Consider the following 20,209-nt stretch of genomic DNA (forward strand, 5'->3'; position numbering starts at 1 on the left):
AGACCCTCACGGCTTGGCGACGATACTGCTCTCACACCCTGTCACCGGGAAGGGTGGACGAGCGCAGGCATCCGCGCCGGTCCCTGATCAGGCCGCCCGGATGGTCTGAAGGAACTTGTGGACCTCGTTCCTGAGCTGCTCGGACTGGCGCGACAGCTCCGTGGCGGAGGATAGGACTTGGCTCGCGGCCGCACCCGTCTCCTCGGCCGCGCCGGCGACGCCGGAGATGTTGGCCGTGACCTGGCCGGTACCCATCGCTGCCTGGGTGACGTTGCGGACGATCTCCTGGGTCGCAGCGCCCTGCTCCTCCACCGCAGCGGCGATGCTCGTCGTCACGCTGCTGATCTCGCGGATGCGCTCGCTGATGCCCGAGATCGCCGCGACCGCCTGGCCGGTCGAGCCCTGGATGCGGCCGATCTGAGCCGAGATCTCATCCGTCGCCTTGGCTGTCTGGCTCGCCAGCTCCTTCACTTCGGTGGCGACGACCGCGAAGCCTCGGCCCGCCTCGCCGGCACGCGCCGCCTCGATGGTGGCGTTGAGCGCGAGGAGGTTGGTCTGACCGGCGATGTTCGAGATCAGGGCGACGACGTTGCCGATCTGGGCGGCTGCCTCGCTGAGGTCGTTGACAAGGGTCGCCGTCTCGGCGGCTTCGTCGACGGCACGCCTGGCGAGGTCTGCCGAGCCGCCGACCTGCCGCCCGATCTCGCTGACCGAACCGCCGAGCTCCTCGGCCGCGGCCGAGACCATCGTGACGTTGGTGCTCGCTTCTTCGGCAGCCGCCGCGACTGTCGAGGATTGGGCTGCGGTCTCGGCGGCGTTAGCCGTCATGGTCCGCGCCGTCGCCTGGAGTTGCGTGGCCGAGGAGGCCACGGCTTGGAGGATTCCGCCGACCGCCCCCTCAAAGGTGTCTGCCATGGCGAGCTGGCCATTCCGCCGCTCGATCGAGGCGACGTGATCCGCGCTCTGCTTGGCGGCGGCTTCGTTCGCCGCCTGTTCGGCGACCTTGTCCTTGATCGCCTCCACAGCGCGGCCGACCGCACCGATCTCGTCTCCGCGCTTCGAGGCGGCGATCTCCGCGGCGAAGTCTCCCTGCGCCATGCGCTGCAGGACGTGGACGAGATCTGCCAACGGTCGGGTTATTCCGGCGACGGATATCAGGAAAGCCGCCGCGATCGAAAGCAGCAAGCCGCCGCCGGCCAACGTGAAGACGGTGGCCCGCGTGGCGTTGGTCTCGTCCGTCAGCCCGTCCGATCCCTTGAGGGCCGCCGCCTGCATCTCGTCGGCCATCAGGGTGACCTCATCGGCGAGGGGATTGAGGATGGGGTCGACCTTGTCGTGAAGGATGACCAGTGCCTCGTCATTGCGGTTCAGGCGCGCTAGGCGGCGCACTTCCGTCACGTTCTCGAAAAGGGAATCGGTCTTGGCGATCAGTCCGTCTATCCGGGCCGTGAAAGCCGGGACATACCCGCGGATGTCCGTCAGAACCTTCCGCGTCATCTCGGGGATCGGACCGAAGGCGTCGTCAGCGGCCTTCATCTGGCCCTCCTCGGTCTCGGCGATCGTCCTCATGACCCTGTACATGGCCGCGTTCAGCAGTCGGTTGACGCGTCTCATCTCCGACACCGCCCGGGCCTCCCTGTCGATGAACGCCGAGTAGGCGGAATCGATCGCGGTCATGTGGCTGGTCGCGTACCAAACCGTGCCGGCGACGATAACGCCGATCAATCCGAGGACGGAAAGGATCTTGGTGAGGATCTTGGTGTTGGACAGCATTGCGGACCTACCCATCTATGCGCTGTCGTGACATCACCATTTCTCGGTTAAGGAACGATTGATTTGCACACAAGATCGCGAATTTCTTGATTGAATTCGGAGGACGGGCGCAAATGGCAACGGCCGTCATCTGTGAGACTTACCAAAAGCTCCCGAAGACATGATGGTGTATGCAGGATCGGCCTTATAGCTCTGTGGCGTGTATTGAGGGCTGTGACCCAGCACGATACGAAGGCTGCCCGCTCGACCGTCCATTCCCCGACATGGCTTCTATGGACACCCATACAGACCTCTGGCTCGCGGCGAGCATCGTCGTCATGTCGCTCCTGCTCTCGGCGTTCTTCGCGGGAGCGGAAACGGCCTACACTGCAGCCTCTCGGGCGCGGATGCTCTCGCTGGAGACCGCCGGCGACGTCAGCGCCGGGCGCGTCAACCGCATCCTGTCCCACCGCGAACGCTTCATCGGAGCGATGCTGATCGGCTACAACATCGTGGCGATCGGGGCCTCGGCCTTCACCACGAGCGTCCTCATCACCCTCTTCGGCAAGAGTGGCGTTCTCTACGCCACCGTCCTCATGTCGGTGCTCGTCATCGTCTTCGCCGAGCTGCTGCCGAAGACCCTGGCAATCAACAAACCGGACCGCTTCGCCCTGCTTTTGTCGCGGCCGGTCGCCATCGCCGTCGCGCTGCTGGGACCATTGGCCCTCGCCATCGAGCATACGGTCAGGCTGCTGCTGCGCCCTTTCGGGATCACCATCGACGCGCGGCGATCGATCCTCTCTCCGACCGAGGAGATCCGCGGGCAAGTGGCGCTGCTCCACCGCGAGGGTGGGGTCGCCAAGGCCGAGCGCGACATGCTCGGCGGCCTCCTCGACCTGCATCAGCTCTCCGTCTCGGAGATCATGGTCCACCGCACCAAGATGCGCACCATCAACGCCGAACTGCCCTCTGAGGAAATCGTGCGCGAGGTCCTGGCCTCGCCCTACACGCGAATGCCGCTCTGGCGCGGCACCTCCGAGAACATCGTCGGCGTGCTCCACGCCAAGGACCTCCTCAGGGCCCTCGACGCAGCGGGAGGCAATGCGGCCGGTCTCGACGTCGAGACGCTCGCGCTGGAGACCTGGTTCGTCCCCGACACGACGAGCCTTCGCGACCAGCTCAAGGCGTTCCTCGCCAAGAAGACCCACTTCGCCCTGGTGGTCGACGAGTACGGCGAGGTGATGGGCCTGGTCACCCTCGAGGACATCCTTGAGGAGATCGTCGGCGACATCGCAGACGAGCACGATGTCACCGTGTCTGGTGTCAGGCCCCAGGGGGACGGATCGGTGAATGCCGATGGCAGCGTCCCGATCCGCGACCTCAACCGGGCGATGGACTGGGATTTGCCCGACGAGGAGGCGACGATCATTGCCGGCCTCGTCATCCACGAGGCCCGGGCCATCCCCGATACCGGCACAGCCTTCAACTTCCATGGCTTCCGGTTCCAGGTCCTTCGAAAGGCCAGGAACCGGATCACGTCCCTGCGGATCACGCCGCTCGCGCAGACACCGGCGAAGAAGCCGGAGAAGTAATGCGAGAGACCGAACAAGCCGGATGTTTCACGGGAAACATCCGGCTCGGCGATCACGCATAACGGCGCGTCCGCATCTGGGCGTCGAGGCTCCACGGACCGGGTCCGGCCGCGGCGAGGTAGAGGAAGGTGAAGCAATAGAGGACGGCGAGTTCGCCGCCGTTGAGGATCGGATAGAAACCCCTCGAGGCGTGAGCGAGGAAATAGGCCACCGCCATCTGGCCCGACAGGATGAAGGCCACCGGCCGGGTGAACAGCCCGAGCACGATCAACACGCCGCCGACGAGTTCGAACATGCCGGCGACGCCCGACAGCGACAGCAGCTCCGGAGCCGCCCGTCCGCTCGGCGGGAAGCCGAGGATCTTCTGAGTGCCGTGCTGAAGGAACATCAGCCCCGTCATGATGCGCAGGACGCTGAGGAGGCGCGGCGCCCAGGCCGTCGAGATCGCGTCGAAATTCATACCGGTGGTGTCTCCGTCGAAAGCCGCCGATGACGGCACGACCGCATCCAGCATGAAACGGAGGGTTGCGTCGATCCAGGCCGCCGTGCGGCAGGGCACATTCCGGCAGCCGCTCCCCAGGTGTTCCCGGGGAGCCGCCGGCGCGACCTATGGCGGACCTACGGCTCCTTGAAGCCGTAATCCGGCACGCCGTCCTCGTTGCCGTAATACTTGTACGGCAGGAACTTGCCCGACATCGTCAGCTTCACGCGGTCGCCCTTGTTGTTGGCCTCGCGGGCCATGTCCATGTTGAAGTCGATCGCCGACATGATGCCGTCGCCGAAATCCTCCTGGATCAGCTCCTTGAAGGTGGTGCCGTAGACCATGACGAGCTCGTAGAAGCGGTAGATCAACGGATCGGTGGGCGGCATCTGCGGGATCGAGCCGCGATAGGGTGCCTCGTTGATCATCCGCTCCTCGGCCGCTGTGAGGCCGAACAGCTCGGCCGCCTTCTTGGCCTGGGCTTTGGGCAGCTTCATCTGGCCCATGCAGGCCGCGGTGATCAGGATCGGCGAGATCCCGCCGATCTCTTCGGTGATGTATTTCCAGGTCCAGCCCTTCTCGCGCTTGATGTCGAGGAGCTTCTCGGTGAGGTCTTCGCGCTTCATGGTGGTTCTCCAGGGTTTGTCATCCGGGGCGCCGTAGGCGAGCCCGGGATCCAGAGCCGCCGACGGCGGCAGGTGAAGGCGGGGGAAGGTCTCGTTCTTACCCGCTGCGATGATGGATTCCGGGCTGCGCTCCGCGGCTCCGGAATGGCGACGGTGTTCTTCGTCTCGGCTGAGGGGAGCGCGTTCAGCCCACGGTCGCCGCTGCGGCGTCGGCCTCGGTCAGGGTCAGCCGCACCACGGGCGGGCGCCGCTGGTCGTAGCCTTCGGGTGGCGCGTCCCGCAGGGTCTTTGAACGGCTGACCAGGAAGTCGATGAGATGGTTGCGCAGGACGTAGTAGCCGGGCTGACGGTGAAGCTCGGTCCGCGAGCGGTCCTTGGGCAGCGGATTCTCGACGATCTCGGCGACCTTGGCCTGCGGGCCGTTGGTCATCAGCACGATCTTGTCGGCGAGATAGATCGACTCGTCGACGTCGTGCGTGATCATGAAGACGGTCTGGCCGGTCTCGGTGCAGATGCGCCGGACCTCGTCCTGCAGGGTCCCGCGGGTCAGCGCGTCGAGGGCTGAGAACGGCTCGTCCATCAGGAGCATCTTCGGCTCTATCGCGAGGGCGCGGGCGATGCCGACGCGCTGCTTCATGCCGCCCGAGAGTTCCGCCGGGCGCTTGTTTTCGGAGCCGGCAAGGCCGACGGTGGCGATGGCGCGTCTCGCGCGCTCATCGATCTCGGCCTTCGCCGCGCCGCGCCAGCGGGAGGACACGGCGTAGGCGACGTTTCCGAGCACGGTCCGCCACGGCAGCAGGGCATGGCCCTGAAAGATCACGGCGCGGTCGAGGCTCGGCCCCTCGATCGCCTTGCCATCGGCGATGACGACGCCCTCGCTCGGTGCCTCGAGGCCGGCCAGGATGTTGAGCACCGTCGTCTTGCCGCAGCCGGAATGCCCGATCATGCAGACGAACTCGCCCTTGCGCATCGGCAGCCACAGGTTCTCGAACACCGTGGTCTGCTTGCCGCCGGGCGAGGGGTAGCGCCGGGCGATGCCCTCGATCGAGAGGAACTTGTCGGAGGGCATGCGGCTGGTCTCCGGGAACTCGGCAGGGCGGGCGGCGCGGATCTCGGCGAGAGGGGTGAGCGCGTTCATGGCCTCACTCCGGGAACGTCACGAGGCGCTGGGCTCGCGCCAGAATCTGGTCGAGAACCATGCCGACGAGGCCGATGAGCAGGATCGAGGTGATCACGTTGGTGATCGAGAGGTTGTTCCACTCGTTCCAGACGAAGTAGCCGATGCCGGTACCGCCCACGAGCATCTCGGCCGCCACGATGACCAGCCAGGCGATGCCGATGGAGATGCGCATGCCGGTGAGGATGGTGGGCGCCGCCGCCGGCAGGATCACCGTGAAAGCGCGGCGCAGCGGTCCGACCTCCAGGGTCCGAGCCACGTTGAGCCATTCCTTCCGCGTGGCCGAGACGCCGAAGGCGGTGTTGATCAACATCGGCCAGAGCGAGCAGATGAAGATCACGAAGATCGCCGAGAGCCCCGAATCCTTGATCGTGAACAAGGCAAGCGGCATCCAGGCCAGCGGCGAGACCGGCTTGAGGAGCTGGATGTAGGGGTCGAGCGCCTTGCTCATCAGCGGCGACATCCCGATCAGGAACCCGAGCGGAACCGCCACCATCACGGCAAGGCCGTAGCCGAGAGCGACGCGGCCGATCGAGTACAGGATCTGGATGCCGATGCCTTTGTCGTTCGGACCACGGTCGTAGAACGGATCCTTGAGGTGTCCCCAGATCGTCGAGGCGACGTCGACCGGCCCCGGCATCGCCGATTTGCCCGTCGTCGCCGAGGCGCCCATGAGCGCGGCGTATTCCGGATCCATCGCCTGGGTCTTAGTCAGGCCGCTGACTGCGATGTGCCAAGCCAGCAGGAAGAGGACCATGATCGCCAGGGAGACGATGATCGCACGAAGGTTCAGGGAATGGCTTGGCATCGGTGACGATCGCTCCACGACGCAACTCCGACCCTCCCCATCATCCAGAAGCGCCTGCTTGGGCGGGCTTGGAAGGAGGGTTCCAGAGGTCGCTCTGGGTTCCGGAGGCCTCATTCGAGGCCTCCGCTGCACTGGGCAACTCGGGATGAGGTGCGTAGATGGGAGATCCGATTCTCCCTCAGATCGCCCGCTTGATCGCGAAGGAGTCGAGGTACTCTTTCGGCTTGGCCGGGTCGAAGGCCTTGCCCATCACCGAGAATGTCTTGGTGGTGGAGGTCGGCGGCGTCATCCCGTCCTGCTCCATGCGCTTGACCGCGTCGGTGGCGAGGAACACCCGCTTGGCGACGCCATCGTAGTCGACATCGCCCTTGATCTGACCCCAGCGCTTCATCTGGGTCATGATCCAGACGGCGAAGGACTGCCAGGGGAACGGGTCGAAATCGACGCGGTCCGGCACCTTGCGGACGTTGCCGAGGCCGTCGGCGAACGTGCCGGTGAGGACCTGCTCCACCACCGTCACCGGCTGGTTGAGGTAGTTCGCCGGGGCGATCGCTGCTGCGATTTCCTTGCGGTTCTCCGCCTTCGAGGCATAGGACGTCGCCTCGATGATGGCACGCAGGAGCGCCGCGTAGGTGTTCGGCGTCTGGGTCACGAAATCCTGCGAGGCCGCGAAGGCGCAGCAAGGGTGCCGGTCCCAGATCTCCTTCGAGAGGATGTGGATGAAGCCGACGCCGTCATAGACCGCGCGCTGGTTGACTGGGTCGGGCGCCAGGAAGCCGTCGATGTTGTCGGCGCGCAGGTTCGCGACCATGTCGGGCGGCGGCACGCTTCGGATCTGCACGTCGGCATCGGGGTCGATCCCGGCTTCCGCGAGGTAGTAGCGCAGCAGGTAATTGTGCATCGAATAATCGAAGGGCACGGCGAGCTTGAAGCCCTTCCAGTCCTTCGGGTCGCGCCGGTCCTTGTGCTTCATGGCCAGCGTGATCGCCTGGCCGTTGACGTTCTCCACCGCCGGCATCGTGTAGGGGGTGGGCGTCGAGCCGAGACCGAGCGAGATCGCGATCGGCATCGGCGCCAGCATGTGGGCGGCGTCGTATTCCTTGTTCAGGGTCTTGTCGCGGATCACCGCCCAGCCGGCGGTCTTCACGACTTCGACGTCGAGACCCTGCTTGGCGTAGAAGCCCATCGGCGAGGCCATGATGATCGGCGTCGCGCAGGTGATCGGGATGAAGCCGATCTTGAGGGCCTTCTTCTCCGGCGCGCCGGCTTGGGCCAGAGCCTCGGCGGCGAATTTGACCGGGAAGAACTGGCTCACCGCGGCAAGCGCAGTCGCGGCCCCAACGCTTTTCAGGAAGGCGCGACGCTGGGCGTCCTGAGGGAAGAGTGCGCGCATGACCGCGCCCTCGACCACGCGCTCGATCTGGGCATCGCCAGTGGGAGCCGCATCGTGCTCGGCCTGGCTGCCATGCTCCCCGCACGAGCAGCCGCCGCGCTTGAGCGTCAGCTTGGAATTGAACGGATCGTCGAATAGCGCCATCGCAGATGCCTTCCCCCGTGACGGAGCGAGCTTGGCAAACGGCGTGCCAGCACCTGGTGCCGGATGTTTTTCCAGGAGGAGAAAGGATTTAGCGGAAAGATGCACGATTACGGTTTTTCGTAGTCTACGATTTGTCGTCGTTCGTGATACGAGATTTCGTAGGGTGGACATCCGCCTGATGCGCCGCTGCCTCGGATCGGGAGATCATGATTCCTGAGCCTGCCCCACACTCATTCGTGAGCTCAGAAATCCCCGCTTGCATGGGGGAAGAGGCACTCGGTCGCGCCTTCGAGGGCGCGCCGGAGGCGATGCTGGTGCTCGATCCTGGCTCGGACACGATCTGCAACGCCAACCCGAGCGCTTTACGGCTCCTCGGCTACGACCACGAAACGCTGCTGGGCATGCGCGTCACCGCGCTCCATCCAGATCAGGTTCCGACGCTGATCGTTTTCACGCAGGCGGTTCAGGCGCGCGGCCGCGATTGGACCCACGCGCTGACGCCACGCCATGCCGACGGCCATGCGCTCAACGTTGAGTATAGCGGCGCGCTCCTGCCGGGCGACCCGACGAAGATCCTCGTCAGCCTGTTCGATCTCGACGAGCGCCGCCGCCGCCTCGTCGATACCGAGGCCGACGCCCACATGCGTGCGGGCCTCACCGAGTGGCAGCGCATGGAGCGGATCTTTCGCGACATCGAGCGCGAGAACCAGCTCATCCTGCGTGCCGCCGGCGAGGGCATCTACGGCGTCAACGCCGACGGGATCACCACCTTCATCAACCCGGCCGCCGAGCGGATGCTCGGCTGGCAAGCCTCCGACCTCGTGGGGCGCGACATGCATTCCACCGTCCACCACAGCCACCCGGATGGATGCCACTACCCGCACCATGATTGCCCGATCTACGCGGCGTTCCGTGACGGCGCCGTCCACCAGGTCGACACGGAGGTGTTCTGGCGGCGCGACGGCACACCCTTCTACGTCGCCTACACCTCGACGCCGATCCGCGACCGCGGGCGGCTGCTTGGCGCCGTGATCGTCTTTCGCGACATCAGCCAGCGCCGCGAGGCCGACGAGCGCCTGCGCAACGCCCTCGCCGAGGTCGATTCCCTGCGCCAGCGCCTGGAGCTGGAAAATGCCTATCTGCGCGAGGAGATCAGGGAAGGCGGCCATCACCAGGGCATCATTGGCCGTTCCCCCGCGATCGAGGCGTGCCTGCGCCAGATCGACCTCGTCGCCGGTACCGACGCCACCGTTCTCGTGAGCGGCGAATCCGGCACCGGAAAGGAGCTCGTTGCCCGGGCGATCCACGAGGCGAGCCGACGGCGCGACCGGCCTCTGATTCGGGTGAACTGCGCGGCGATCCCGCGCGAGTTGTTCGAGAGCGAGTTCTTCGGCCATGCCAAGGGCGCCTTCACCGGCGCAGTGCGCGACCGCGTCGGACGCTTCGAACTCGCGGATGGCGGCACGCTGTTCCTCGACGAGGTCGGCGAGATTCCCCTCGATCTCCAGGGCAAGCTCCTGCGGGTGCTGCAGGAGCGTCAGTTCGAACGCATCGGCGAGGAGCGCACCCGCACCGTCGACGTTCGTCTCGTCGCCGCCACGAACCGTGACCTCAAGGCCGAGGTGAAGCGAGGGCGATTTCGCGAGGATCTCTACTTCCGCCTCAACGTCTTCCCGATCGGGGTCGTGCCCCTGCGCGAGCGACGCGAGGACATCCCTCTCATTGCTCAGCACTTCCTGCGCGGTGTCGTCAGGCGCCTGAACATCCCCGATCTGAGGCTCACCGAGGGCGATGTCCGGCGCCTGTCACGCTACGATTGGCCCGGTAACGTGCGCGAACTCGAGAACATCATCGAGCGGGCCGCGATCCTCGGCGTGCGGGGGCGCCTGCGTTTCGACCTGCCCGAGCCCGACGAAGCCGCACCGCCCCGGCCTCCCATGATGGTCGAACGCTCGGGCGTCGCGCCGAGCACCGAGTCCGAACGGCGCGCCCGCGACCGGGCCGACATCGTCGCCGCCCTCGGCTTGAGCCAGGGGCGGATCTTCGGGGCGGGCGGTGCAGCCGCGATCCTCGGAGTGAAGCCGACCACCCTCGCATCTCGGATCAAGGCCCTGGGCATCTCCCGCCGCTAGGCGACCCCCTCAGCGCAGTGCAACCCTGTTCGCAGTCTCACCGTCGGCTCCGCGGTCTCGACACTCAATTCGCCAATTTACAGACGGGTCATGCGCAGGCTGAATGGCAGATCGCCGAATCCGTAAAATTCTAGCAGAAGAGGAAGTCCTGCTCGAAGGTCTCCTCATCTACACAGGTTCGCTCCTGAGCGAGAACCTGATGATCGAGCGTCGCGCCATTCCACGGATCAAACTGGTCTTGCCGGCCTTGTGCTGGAGCCAGTACAGGCCCGACTTCTACGCCGTGACGGAAGATCTGAACGGCTTCGGCATTCGCTTCAAGGCCTCGCTGGTGCCGAGCGTCGGCGAAAAGCTGACCTGCAGCATCCGTCACGCCGGCTCCCTGGAGACGACAGTGGTCCGCGTCGGGAAGCAGCGCTTCGCCGTGCGTGTCCTGCGGGCGGAATACCCTTTGAAGCTCGTGGCACAGAATCTCGTCAGCCTTGCGCAGGAACAGAACCCCAGCATGCTGGCTCAGCGCACGGCCTCGCGCCTCGTGCCCAACAACCGCGACGTCGTCGTCACCACGCCCTTGGGCGAGATGATCCCGGGCCGGATCCTGAATATATCGACGTCCGGTGCCGCCGTGTCGCTCGATGCGCCGATCCAAGTCGGCACGCTGGTCATGATCGGAAGCACCCAGGCGAGGGTCGCCCGGTCGTTCGAAGATGGGATCGGGGCGGCTTTCCTCTCGCCGCTGGCACAGAGCGAGGTCGGTCCGGATGTGGTCCTGTGACGAGGCGCCTTGCAGAGCGACCTTAGGTTAATCGCTGGTGCGGCTGACTTCCATCTTCATTCACCTTCCGTCAACGGTGAGGGACTACCGTCGCGACCGGACTCGCAGGACATCTGATGCAGATTTCCGACACGACCGGTATTGATGATCTCAAGGCATCTCGCGAACCGGGGTCGCGCTTTGCTGCGGCGACCGCCTGTCCCGGCTTGCTGCGCAAGATCGTCCGCAACCTGATCGAGTCGTGGCCGGACGAGGTCTACGACCGGCGGCTCGTCGAGGTGTCGCGCATCGGGCGTCGGACCTTCTTCGTTTGCGATCCCGCGCTGATACGCAGCCTGCTCGTCGACCAGAGCGGCAGCATCGCGCGCGAGGACTTCATGATCGCCGCGCTCTCGCCCCTGCTCGGGCGCGGCATTCTCACATCCGACGGCGCGCGCTGGAAGGCGCAGCGCCGCACGGCTGCCCCGATCTTCCGGCCCGACGCCATCGCGGCATTCGTGCCCGCCATGCACAACGCGGTGGAGCGGACGGCGGTGCGCTGGTCGTCCCGAGGAGAAGGACCGGTCGACGTCCTCGACGAGATGATGCGCACAACCTTCGACATCATCGGCGCGACGACACTGCCGGACGAGCCCAGCCTCGATGTCGCCGAGTTCGGGCGCTCGCTCTCGACTTATCTCGACAGCGTCGGCTGGAAGATCCTGATGTCGATGCTCAAGGCTCCGCGCTGGGTGCCGCATCCGGGGTCGATCCGCGCGGCCCGCGCCGCACGCCGGCTTCGCGGATCGATCGCCGGCATCGTTGCCGGGCGCCGCGCCGAGGGCCGGTTCGGACGTGACCTCCTCGGCCTGATGATGCAGGCGAGCGACCCGGAAGGAGGACCTCACTCCGGCTCGACCGGCATGTCCGACGAGGCCTTGGCGGACAACCTCCTGACCTTCGTGGCCGCCGGCCACGAGACCACGGCTCTCGCCATGGCCTGGACCTTTCGCCTGCTGGCCGAGCATCCCCGGGTCGAGATGCGCCTGCGTGCCGAGATCGCCGCCGCCGGGGCCCGGCCGGCCCCCGACGACCTGCCCTACGCCCGTCAGGTCGTGATGGAAGCCATGCGGCTCTATCCGCCTGCTCCCGTCATGGTCCGACAGGCCATCTCGGATGTCCGGCTAGGCGCGATCACCATTCCCGCTGGCTCCTCGCTGCACGTGCCGATCTATGCGATCCATCGCCATCGGGCGCTGTGGGCCTCGCCCGAGACCTTCGATCCCGATCGCTTCGCCCCCGGGATCCAGCGCGACCGATACAGCTATTTGCCCTTCGGGGCCGGGCCTCAGGTCTGCGTCGGGATGGGCTTCGCCATGGCCGAATGCATCGTCATCCTGGCGGGTCTGCTGCCGCGGTTCCGCTTCGAGACCCTGTCGCCCTCGCGGCCGGAAGCGCGCTTCAAGGTCACCCTCCGCCCCCATGGCGGCATGCCGTTGAAGCTGAGCCCGCGCGGCGCGGTCGTCCGATGATCGGTGCGACACCTCCCGCACCTGTGCCGGGCGGAGGTTCTATCGCGGTCCCGCGCGGCGGACCCTCTCACGCCGCCGCTCTCGAAGGTACGATCCCCGCCGGGTACGTCGCCGAGGTGATGGCCGGGCAACTGGCGGCGACTCTCGATCTGGCGGCTCATCTCGCCATCACCCACATCTCGGTCGCCATCGCCGTCATGGCGTTCTTCTGGGACAGCGGTTCCCACGCCTATCTGGCCGTTCTGTTCCTGATGGTCTCGGTTCCGGTGACGCTACTGACGCTCGGCGTCTGGATCAGCCGCCACCGGCCGGGCTGGGTTCCCTCCGTCGCATTCCAGACCCGGTCGGTGGCCGCGGCGACCCTCGCCCTTGGGTTGGCCTGGAGCACGATGCCGCTCCTGATGTATCCGCCGGGGGACCAGGACCATCGCATGCTCGTGGTTGCGATTTCTGCAGGACTGATCGCGAGCTCGTTCACGCTGAACGGCATCCCGAACATCGCGATCCTGTTTTGCGTACCGGTCGTTGTCGGCAGCTTCGCGGGTCTGAGCCTTGGCGGGGGCGATGTCTCCCTGACCTTGTCCATACTCCTCGTGATCTACGCCTGCTTCGTGCTCTTGAACGTCCGCCAGATGACCCGGATCTCAACCGAGCGCATCACCGATCGCCTGCGCGTCAGCGACCAGAGCGAGACCATCGCGTTGCTGCTTCACGACTTCGAGGCGAATACCAGCGACTGGCTATGGGAAACCGATGCCGCCGGGCGTCTCCAGCATGTTTCCGATCGTATGGCCGAGGTGTCCGGCATCCCGGTCGGCGAGCTCTACAACGCCCCCTTCGATCGGCTGCTTCAGCCGACAGGACCGCTCGGCGAGAGCGTCCTGGCTCTGGCCGGATACATGCACGATCGGATCGCATTCCGCGACCATGTGGTTGAGACCGCGGATTCGGACGGGCGGCGATGGTGGCGGCTCAGCGGAAAGCCGACTTATGGGCACGACGGGAGTTTCGCGGGGTTCCGGGGCGTCGGGTCCGACATCACCGAGACTCGTCGCTCGGAAGACAAGATCGCGTACTTGGCGAGCTACGACGCCCTGACTTCCCTCGCCAACCGGACACTCTTCAATCTGCAGGCTACGGTCGAGTGCCAGAGAGCGTCGCAGTTCGACGAAACCTGCGCCCTTCTTTATCTCGACCTCGACGGGTTCAAGATCGTCAACGATACCTACGGTCACGGCTTCGGCGATCGGCTTCTTCAGAACGTCGCACGGCGGTTGCGCGTCGCGGTCGACAACGGCTCGCTCATCGGACGCCTCGGCGGCGACGAGTTCGCGATCCTGTCCCCGAAGACCGACGAAGCGGGAGCCAGAGCGCTCGCGGAGACGCTGATCGAGGCCTTGAGTGCGCCCTATGCCATCGAGGGCATTCAGGTCGAGATCGGGGCGAGCGTCGGCATCGGGATGGCGCCTCGTGACGCGATCGACCCCGAAAGCCTGATGGGCAAGGCGGATCTGGCTCTCTACGACGCCAAGGCTGCCGGCAAGGGGCGGTTCTCCGTGTTCGATCCTGGTCTCGAGCAGACCATGCGGACACGCCGCGAGCTCGAATTGGATCTCAAGGCCGCGCTGGCGAATGGCGACCTCCAACTTCATTATCAGCCGGTCGTGAACCTTGCCCATGGCGAGGTTCTCGCCTTCGAAGCACTTCTTCGCTGGCAAAGTCCGGCCCGCGGCAACGTCTCGCCAGCCGATTTCGTGCCGGTGGCGGAATCCTGTGGCCTCATCTCCGTCATCGGACGCTGGGTGCTTCGCCAGGCTTGCTCCGAAGCCGCACGATGGTCCGACTCGATCCGGATCGCCGTCAACATCTCGCCCTCGCATTTCCGCAACTCGGACCTGCTGCAGGACGTGACGGACGCGTTGAACGCGAGCGGCCTCCCGCCTAACCGGCTCGAACTCGAGATCACCGAATCGATCTTCTTCGAGATGAACGCCGCTATCTCGGCGAACCTTCGCGACCTGCGCGCCCTCGGGGTTCGCATCGCCCTCGACGATTTCGGGACCGGCTACTCGTCGCTGAGCTACCTGATCCGTTTCCCCGTCGACAAGATCAAGATCGACCGCTCGTTCATCAAGGACATGAGCACGCGCCACGAATGCCTCGCGATCATCGAGGCCATCCTCGCCCTCGCTCGCAAGCTGTCGATCACCGTGACAGCCGAAGGCGTTGAGAGCGTGGACCAAGCGCGGATGCTCCGGGCCCGGCAATGCGACGACATTCAGGGCTTCCTATTCAGCTCGGCCCGTCCGTCGAGCGAGGTGGAAGGGCTGGTCGAGACGCTACCGCAGCGCTTCCGCGGGATCTTTGCCACAGCCGCAGCCGCAGCCTGACGGCGGCTTTCAATTCGACAGCAAGCGGCGGGATGCGCCCCACGTGGATCGGCAGCATGAGATGGGCATCAGGCGAGCCGCGTGGGACTGTATCGCCGTAGGATGCCCGACGCGATGACAGCCAGCCCGATCACGGACGCCGATGACGCCATGCGCTGGACGGCGCTGACGACTCGCGATCCTACCGCCGACGGGCGTTTCGTCTATTCGGTGCGGAGCACGGGCGTCTATTGCCGGCCGAGCTGCGGTGCGAGGCGTCCGCGGCCCGAGAACGTGGCGTTCCACGGCACCTGCGAGGACGCGGAGGCGGCAGGGTTCCGTCCCTGCCGACGCTGCCGGCCCAACGAGGCCAGCCTCGCCGAGCGGCAGACGGCGGCCGTGACGGCTGCCTGCCGGCGGATCGAGTCAGCCGAGACGATACCTGATCTCGCCAAACTTGCGCGAGGAGCTGGCATGAGCCCGTTCCATTTCCACAGGGTCTTCAAGCGCGTGGCCGGAATCACCCCTGCGGCCTACGCCACCGCTTGCCGCGCCAATCGCATCGCCGCGGCACTTCCGGAAGCCGCGACGGTGACCGAGGCATTCTACGAAGCCGGCTACAATGCGGCCAGCCGCTTCTACGCCGAGGCTCCAGCCCGGCTTGGGATGAGCCCGTCGCGGTACCGCGACGGCGCAAGCGGCGTTCGGATCCGGTTCGCGGCCGGCGCCTGTCGTCTGGGTACCATCCTGGTGGCCGCGACCGACGCGGGGCTCTGCGCGATCCTCCTCGGGGACGACCCCGACCTTCTTCTACGGGACCTGGAGAGCCGTTTCCCGAAAGCCGACCTCGTCGGCGGCGACAAGGGTTTCGAGACCCTGGTGGCGCAGGTGGTGGGCCTCGTCGAGGCTCCGGCGACGGCCATCGACCTGCCCCTCGACATCGGGGGCACCGCTTTCCAGCAACGGGTCTGGGAGGCCTTGCGGCGGATTCCCGCCGGGTCGACAGCCACCTATGCGCAGATCGCCGCCGCCATCGGCCAGCCCGGCGCCGTCCGCGCCGTCGGCATGGCCTGCGGCGCCAACGCCCTCGCGGTGGCGATCCCATGCCACCGGGTCGTGCGGTCGGACGGCTCACTCTCGGGATACCGTTGGGGGATCGAGCGCAAGCGCGAACTCCTCGCCCGGGAGGTAGAGGCGGTTACGCCGTCGCGTCGAGGGCCGCCCGCGTGAGGGCGTCGGCGCCGATGTCATCGCTGCCCGTCATCCCGAGTTCCATGATGAGTCGGCTCCGTGCCCTGCTGACCCGGCTCTTGACCGTCCCGACCGCGACCCCGCTGATGGCGGCGGCCTCCTCGTAGGTGAAGTTCTGGGCGCCGACGAGCACGAGGGCCTCGCGCTGGCTCAAGGGGAGGGCGTCCAGTGCCACCCGGAATTCCCGCAGCTCCAGGCGGGCCTCCTGATCCGGCAGGCTGGTGAGCCGGCCTGCATGGATGCCGTCGGCATCCTCGACTTCACGCTTGCGTTTGCGCTGTTCGGAATAGAACAGGTTGCGCAGGATCGTGAACAGCCACGCGGTCAGGTTGGTGCCGCGCTGAAAGCTGTCGGCCTTGGTCCATGCCCTGACGAGGGTGTCCTGCACGAGGTCGTCGCTGCGGTCGAGATCATAGGTCAGGGTGTAGGCGAAGGCCCGGAGGGCGGGGATCGCGCCGATCAGGAGGTCACGCATCTCGTCGTCGGCGCCCGGCCGAGGGGAGAGTGTCATCATTGCGAGGTCTCCCCCCGTGCGCTCAGGTCGGCGAGGAGCGTCTCGAACCGCTCGGGAAGCGGCTCGGTCAGGATCTCCGAGTACAGCATCCGGAGGTTTCGCCCGATCCGCCGCCGCGCCTCCTCCGGCATCGGCTTCGCTGCCGCCGGGACGGGCGTCTCGTCCACGGGGACGAGTGACAGCTTTGGCCGGACCTTTGTCATGGCAATCCCATTTCCGCCGGTCGGTGGCGCTGCCTGTCAGCGAGACGGGGTCAGCACCGGAAGAAGCGACCGGTCTGTGGGGGACTGCGCTAAGGAACCCGCATTTAATGCGTTCTGAAGAGTGCATTCATAATATTTTCAGCCGCCAATCCATGTTTCCGAACCATTTCATATTGCAAAGCTTGCTGTGGATCCAAGAAGTTAGCTTGAGCATCAGCTTGGCTATGCGGCGAAAGAACGGCGGATCTACTACTTGCGCCGTGCAGAAAACGTGACGGACGCGGCCGTGCATACACGGCATCCAGCTTGCTTGCCGTACTCGCACGGCGGCGCTCGGGCGTGCCGGGACGACCTTCAGCCCTCTGCACGGAGACCAACGACGTGATGGATGCCATTGGGATGCGCCTGGTCCACGGCTCCCCCTCGATAAGCCGTGCCGCAGGCACTCGCCGAGGGCGACGTAGACTCGGAGTCCTCCTTGTCTCGACAATCCTGGCCCAGACGGGGCAGCCGGCTCTGGCCGAGAGCGTCCTGCGCATCGCGATGACCGCCGCCGACATCCCGACGACGACCGGGATGCCGAATAACGGCTTCGAGGGAATGCGCTTCCTCGGTTATCCGGTCTTCGAGAGTCTCGTGCTGTGGGACCTCACGCGCACCGATGCTCCGGCGGGCCTCAAGCCCGGGCTCGCGGAAAGATGGGAACAGTCGGCGCAGGACAAGCGGACCTGGGTGTTCCACCTGCGCCGCGGCGTCACGTTCCACGACGGCACGCCGTTCGATGCCGACGCGGTGATCTGGAACCTCGACCGCTACTTCAAGGCCGATAGCCCGCATTACGAGCTCCAGGCCGCCGGCATCACCCGCGCCCGCGCCTCGCTGCTCGAGAGCTACGCGAGGATCGACGACCACACGGTGTCGGTCACCTCCTCGGTGGTCGCCTCCTACTTCCCGTTCATGACCGCCTACATCCTGTTCACCTCCCCCGCTTCCTACGAGAAGGCAGGACGCGACTGGGGCAAGGTGGCGATGCTGCCCGCCGCCGGGACCGGGCCGTTCCGGATCGAGCGCGTCGCGCCGCGCGAATCGGTGGTCCTCGCCCGGCACGACGGCTACTGGGACGCGGACCGGAGGGCGAAGGTAGACAAGGTCCGCCTCTCGCCCATTCCCGAGGCCAATGCCCGGATCGCGGCCCTGCGCGCCGGTCAGGTCGACTGGATCGAGGCGCCGGCGCCCGACGGCATCGCCTCGCTGAAACAGGCGGGTTTCACGATCACCACCGGCTCCTACCCGCATGTCTGGCCGTGGTTCTACAATATCGGCGCGGCGCAAAGCCCCCTCAAGGACGTGCGGGTGCGCCAGGCCCTCAATTACTGCATCGACCGCGACGGCATGACCGCGTTCCTCGCCGGCACCGCCGAACCGGCCGTGGGCTGGCTGAAGGCGAGCGATCCGAATTTCGGTAAGCCCGCCCATCGTTACGGCTACGATCCGGCGAAGGGCAAGGCGCTCCTGGCTGAAGCCGGCTACACCGCGAAGGCGCCGCTCTCCTTCAAGGTGATGATCTCGACCTCGGGCTCGGGCCAGATGCAGCCTCTGCCGATGAACGAGTTCCTGCAGGAGAACCTCAAACAGGCCTGCGGCGTCGACATCGCCTTCATCGTCTCGGAATGGCAGGTGCTGTTCTCGTCCCTTCGCTCGGCCCCCGACGCACCCTCGCTTCAGAACGCCATGGCGCTCAATGTCAGCTCGCCCTCTTCCGACCCTTCCGTGATGGCGCGCTACTTCTCCTCCGCCAACATTCCGCCCAAGGGCTTCAACTTCGAGCATTGGAAGGACGACGCCTTCGACGCGGCCCTCAAGACCCTGTCGGAATCCGCCGACCCGGCCGAGATCGCCGCCGCCACCCGCGCCGCCCACGAGCGCCTCGTGGACAACCCGCCCTGGCTCTTCGTCGTCCACGATCTCAATCCGCGGGCGATGTCGCCAAAGGTCAAAGGCTTCGTCTCGCCCCAATCCTGGTTCGTCGACCTCACCCGCGTCAGCCTGCAGTAATCGGAACACCCTCATGAGCGACGACTTCCCGGCCGGGACAGACCCCGCCCTGCTGCCCGCCCACGTCCTCGCCGCGCGCATCGCCGCCCGGCGATTATCGCCGGTCGAGGTCGTCGAGGCGCTGCTCGCGCGCATCGCCAGGCTCGACCAGCGGCTCCACGCCTTCGTCGAGGTCTATGGCGCGGATGCCCGCCTCGCGGCGGAGGGCGCCGACCGGGCGATCCGCTCCGGACACGCCCTCGGGCCGCTCCACGGCGTGCCGGTGGCGCTGAAGGACCTCGTCGATGTCGAGGGGCGCATCACCAGCGGCGGCTCCCTTGCCCATCGCGATCGGCGCTCGAGGACGACGGCGACGATCGTGCGCCGTATGGTGGCGCAGGGCATGATCGTTCTGGGCAAGACCCATACGGTGGAGTTCGCCTTTGGCGGCTGGGGCACCAACGCTCATCTCGGAACGCCGTGGAACCCGTGGGATCTGACCGAGGCGCGCACGCCGGGCGGATCGAGCAGCGGTTCCGGCGTCGCCGTGGCGGCCCGGATGGCGCCCTGGGCGATCGGCACCGATACTGGCGGCTCGGTCCGGATGCCGGCCTCCTTCTGCGGGCTGACCGGCCTCAAGGTCACCACCGGGCGCATCAGCACGGCCGGCATCATGCCGCTCAGCGCCAGCCTCGATACGCCCGGACCGATGGGTCGCAGCGTCGTCGACGTCGCCTGGCTCTATTCCGTCCTCCAGGGCCCGGATCCGCTCGACCCCAACACCCGCGGGATCCCGACCGCCGACCCCATGCCGGATCTGGAGCGCGGCGCCCGCGGGCTCAGGCTGGCGCGCATGCCGGAGGCGGAGCGGGCGGGTGTCTCAACCGAGATGCTGGAGGCCTACGACCGCTCCCTCGACACCCTCGCCGACCTCGGCGCCGAGATCGTGGAGGTGGCGCTGCCGCTGCGCTTCGCCGACCTGATGACAGCCTCGACGCTGCACATGGCAGAGGCCTATCACGTCAACGGCCATCTCGCGGAGGATCCCGAGGCTCCGCTCGATCCGGCCGTGCGCAAGCGCATCCTTGCCGGGGCAGGCATCTCGGCCTTGGATTATCTGCGGGCGCGCGATGCCCAGGGCCGGATGAAGCGCGAGATGGCCGCGGCGATGGCGGGCATCGACGCCCTCCTGACCCCGACGACGGAGCACGCGGCGGTCCCCCTCGACACCCTCGACCAGGACCGCCTGCCCTCGCGTTTCACCCGCTTCGGCAACCTGCTCGAACTTTGCGCGCTGGCCCTCCCCAACGGCTTCACGCCCGCGGGGCTGCCGCTCTCGCTCCAGATCGTCTGCAAGCCCTACGACGAGGCGATGGCCCTGCGGATAGGCCAGGCCTACCAGCGCGCGACCGAGTGGCATTGTCGGGTGCCGGCGGGGTTGTGATCC

16 protein-coding genes are annotated in these 20,209 nt (G+C 66.5%); 8 read left to right on the forward strand and 8 right to left on the reverse strand.

What is annotated here, in order from left to right:
• Positions 1–87: 87 nt before the first annotated feature.
• Positions 88–1,788 carry a HAMP domain-containing methyl-accepting chemotaxis protein gene (locus tag K2Y56_RS12365; protein WP_292507682.1) on the reverse strand — a complete coding sequence of 567 codons (1,701 nt, stop codon included), beginning with the start codon at positions 1,786–1,788 and terminating at the stop codon, positions 88–90.
• A gap of 257 nt (positions 1,789–2,045) precedes the next feature.
• On the opposite strand from K2Y56_RS12365, the gene K2Y56_RS12370 reads away from it, so the two are divergent.
• Positions 2,046–3,344: an HlyC/CorC family transporter gene (locus K2Y56_RS12370; RefSeq protein WP_292507683.1), complete on the forward strand. Its 1,299-nt coding sequence runs from the start codon at positions 2,046–2,048 to the stop codon at positions 3,342–3,344.
• A gap of 52 nt (positions 3,345–3,396) precedes the next feature.
• Here the strand turns inward: K2Y56_RS12370 and K2Y56_RS12375 are convergent, their stop codons facing one another.
• From K2Y56_RS12375 to K2Y56_RS12395, 5 genes are all read right to left on the reverse strand, one after another.
• Positions 3,397–3,804 carry a DoxX family protein gene (locus K2Y56_RS12375; protein WP_292507790.1) on the reverse strand — a complete coding sequence of 136 codons (408 nt, stop codon included), beginning with the start codon at positions 3,802–3,804 and terminating at the stop codon, positions 3,397–3,399.
• A gap of 158 nt (positions 3,805–3,962) precedes the next feature.
• A complete protein-coding gene (gene cynS, locus K2Y56_RS12380; protein ID WP_292507684.1) occupies positions 3,963–4,451 on the reverse strand; it encodes a cyanase in 489 nt (162 codons plus the stop codon).
• Positions 4,452–4,635: 184 nt separating this feature from the next.
• Complete coding sequence (locus K2Y56_RS12385) at positions 4,636–5,589, reverse strand: ABC transporter ATP-binding protein (protein ID WP_292507685.1); 954 nt, start codon at positions 5,587–5,589, stop codon at positions 4,636–4,638.
• Between the two features lie 4 nt (positions 5,590–5,593).
• Positions 5,594–6,436, reverse strand: coding sequence for a nitrate ABC transporter permease (gene ntrB / locus K2Y56_RS12390; protein ID WP_292507686.1), 843 nt, complete (start codon positions 6,434–6,436; stop codon positions 5,594–5,596).
• 178 nt (positions 6,437–6,614) lie between these two features.
• A complete protein-coding gene (locus tag K2Y56_RS12395) occupies positions 6,615–7,973 on the reverse strand; it encodes a CmpA/NrtA family ABC transporter substrate-binding protein (protein ID WP_292507687.1) in 1,359 nt (452 codons plus the stop codon).
• Between the two features lie 260 nt (positions 7,974–8,233).
• Between K2Y56_RS12395 and K2Y56_RS12400 the strand changes: the two genes are divergently transcribed.
• From K2Y56_RS12400 to ada, 5 genes are all read left to right on the forward strand, one after another.
• Complete coding sequence (locus tag K2Y56_RS12400) at positions 8,234–10,105, forward strand: sigma 54-interacting transcriptional regulator (protein WP_292507688.1); 1,872 nt, start codon at positions 8,234–8,236, stop codon at positions 10,103–10,105.
• Between the two features lie 103 nt (positions 10,106–10,208).
• Complete coding sequence (locus tag K2Y56_RS12405) at positions 10,209–10,880, forward strand: PilZ domain-containing protein (protein WP_292507689.1); 672 nt, start codon at positions 10,209–10,211, stop codon at positions 10,878–10,880.
• Between the two features lie 116 nt (positions 10,881–10,996).
• Positions 10,997–12,391 (forward strand): cytochrome P450, encoded by a 1,395-nt coding sequence (locus K2Y56_RS12410; protein WP_292507690.1) that lies wholly within the window; start codon positions 10,997–10,999, stop codon positions 12,389–12,391.
• Positions 12,388–14,781, forward strand: coding sequence for an EAL domain-containing protein (locus tag K2Y56_RS12415; RefSeq protein ID WP_292507691.1), 2,394 nt, complete (start codon positions 12,388–12,390; stop codon positions 14,779–14,781). Before K2Y56_RS12410 ends, K2Y56_RS12415 begins: the two co-directional genes overlap by 4 nt.
• 114 nt (positions 14,782–14,895) lie before the next feature.
• Complete coding sequence (gene ada / locus K2Y56_RS12420) at positions 14,896–15,990, forward strand: bifunctional DNA-binding transcriptional regulator/O6-methylguanine-DNA methyltransferase Ada (RefSeq protein ID WP_292507692.1); 1,095 nt, start codon at positions 14,896–14,898, stop codon at positions 15,988–15,990.
• Here ada and K2Y56_RS12425 read toward each other — a convergent pair.
• A complete protein-coding gene (locus tag K2Y56_RS12425; protein WP_292507693.1) occupies positions 15,959–16,525 on the reverse strand; it encodes a sigma-70 family RNA polymerase sigma factor in 567 nt (188 codons plus the stop codon). The genes ada and K2Y56_RS12425 overlap by 32 nt on opposite strands.
• Entirely contained in the window at positions 16,522–16,728 is a 207-nt protein-coding gene (locus tag K2Y56_RS12430) for a NepR family anti-sigma factor (protein WP_292507694.1), read from the reverse strand. Before K2Y56_RS12430 ends, K2Y56_RS12425 begins: the two co-directional genes overlap by 4 nt.
• A gap of 384 nt (positions 16,729–17,112) precedes the next feature.
• Between K2Y56_RS12430 and K2Y56_RS12435 the strand changes: the two genes are divergently transcribed.
• A complete protein-coding gene (locus K2Y56_RS12435) occupies positions 17,113–18,783 on the forward strand; it encodes an ABC transporter substrate-binding protein (RefSeq protein ID WP_292507792.1) in 1,671 nt (556 codons plus the stop codon).
• Positions 18,784–18,796: 13 nt separating this feature from the next.
• Positions 18,797–20,206 carry an amidase gene (locus K2Y56_RS12440; protein WP_292507695.1) on the forward strand — a complete coding sequence of 470 codons (1,410 nt, stop codon included), beginning with the start codon at positions 18,797–18,799 and terminating at the stop codon, positions 20,204–20,206.
• Positions 20,207–20,209 lie beyond the last annotated feature (3 nt).

It is taken from the genome of Methylobacterium sp., from assembly GCF_019745455.1.
Classification (GTDB): Bacteria; Pseudomonadota; Alphaproteobacteria; order Rhizobiales; family Beijerinckiaceae; genus Methylobacterium.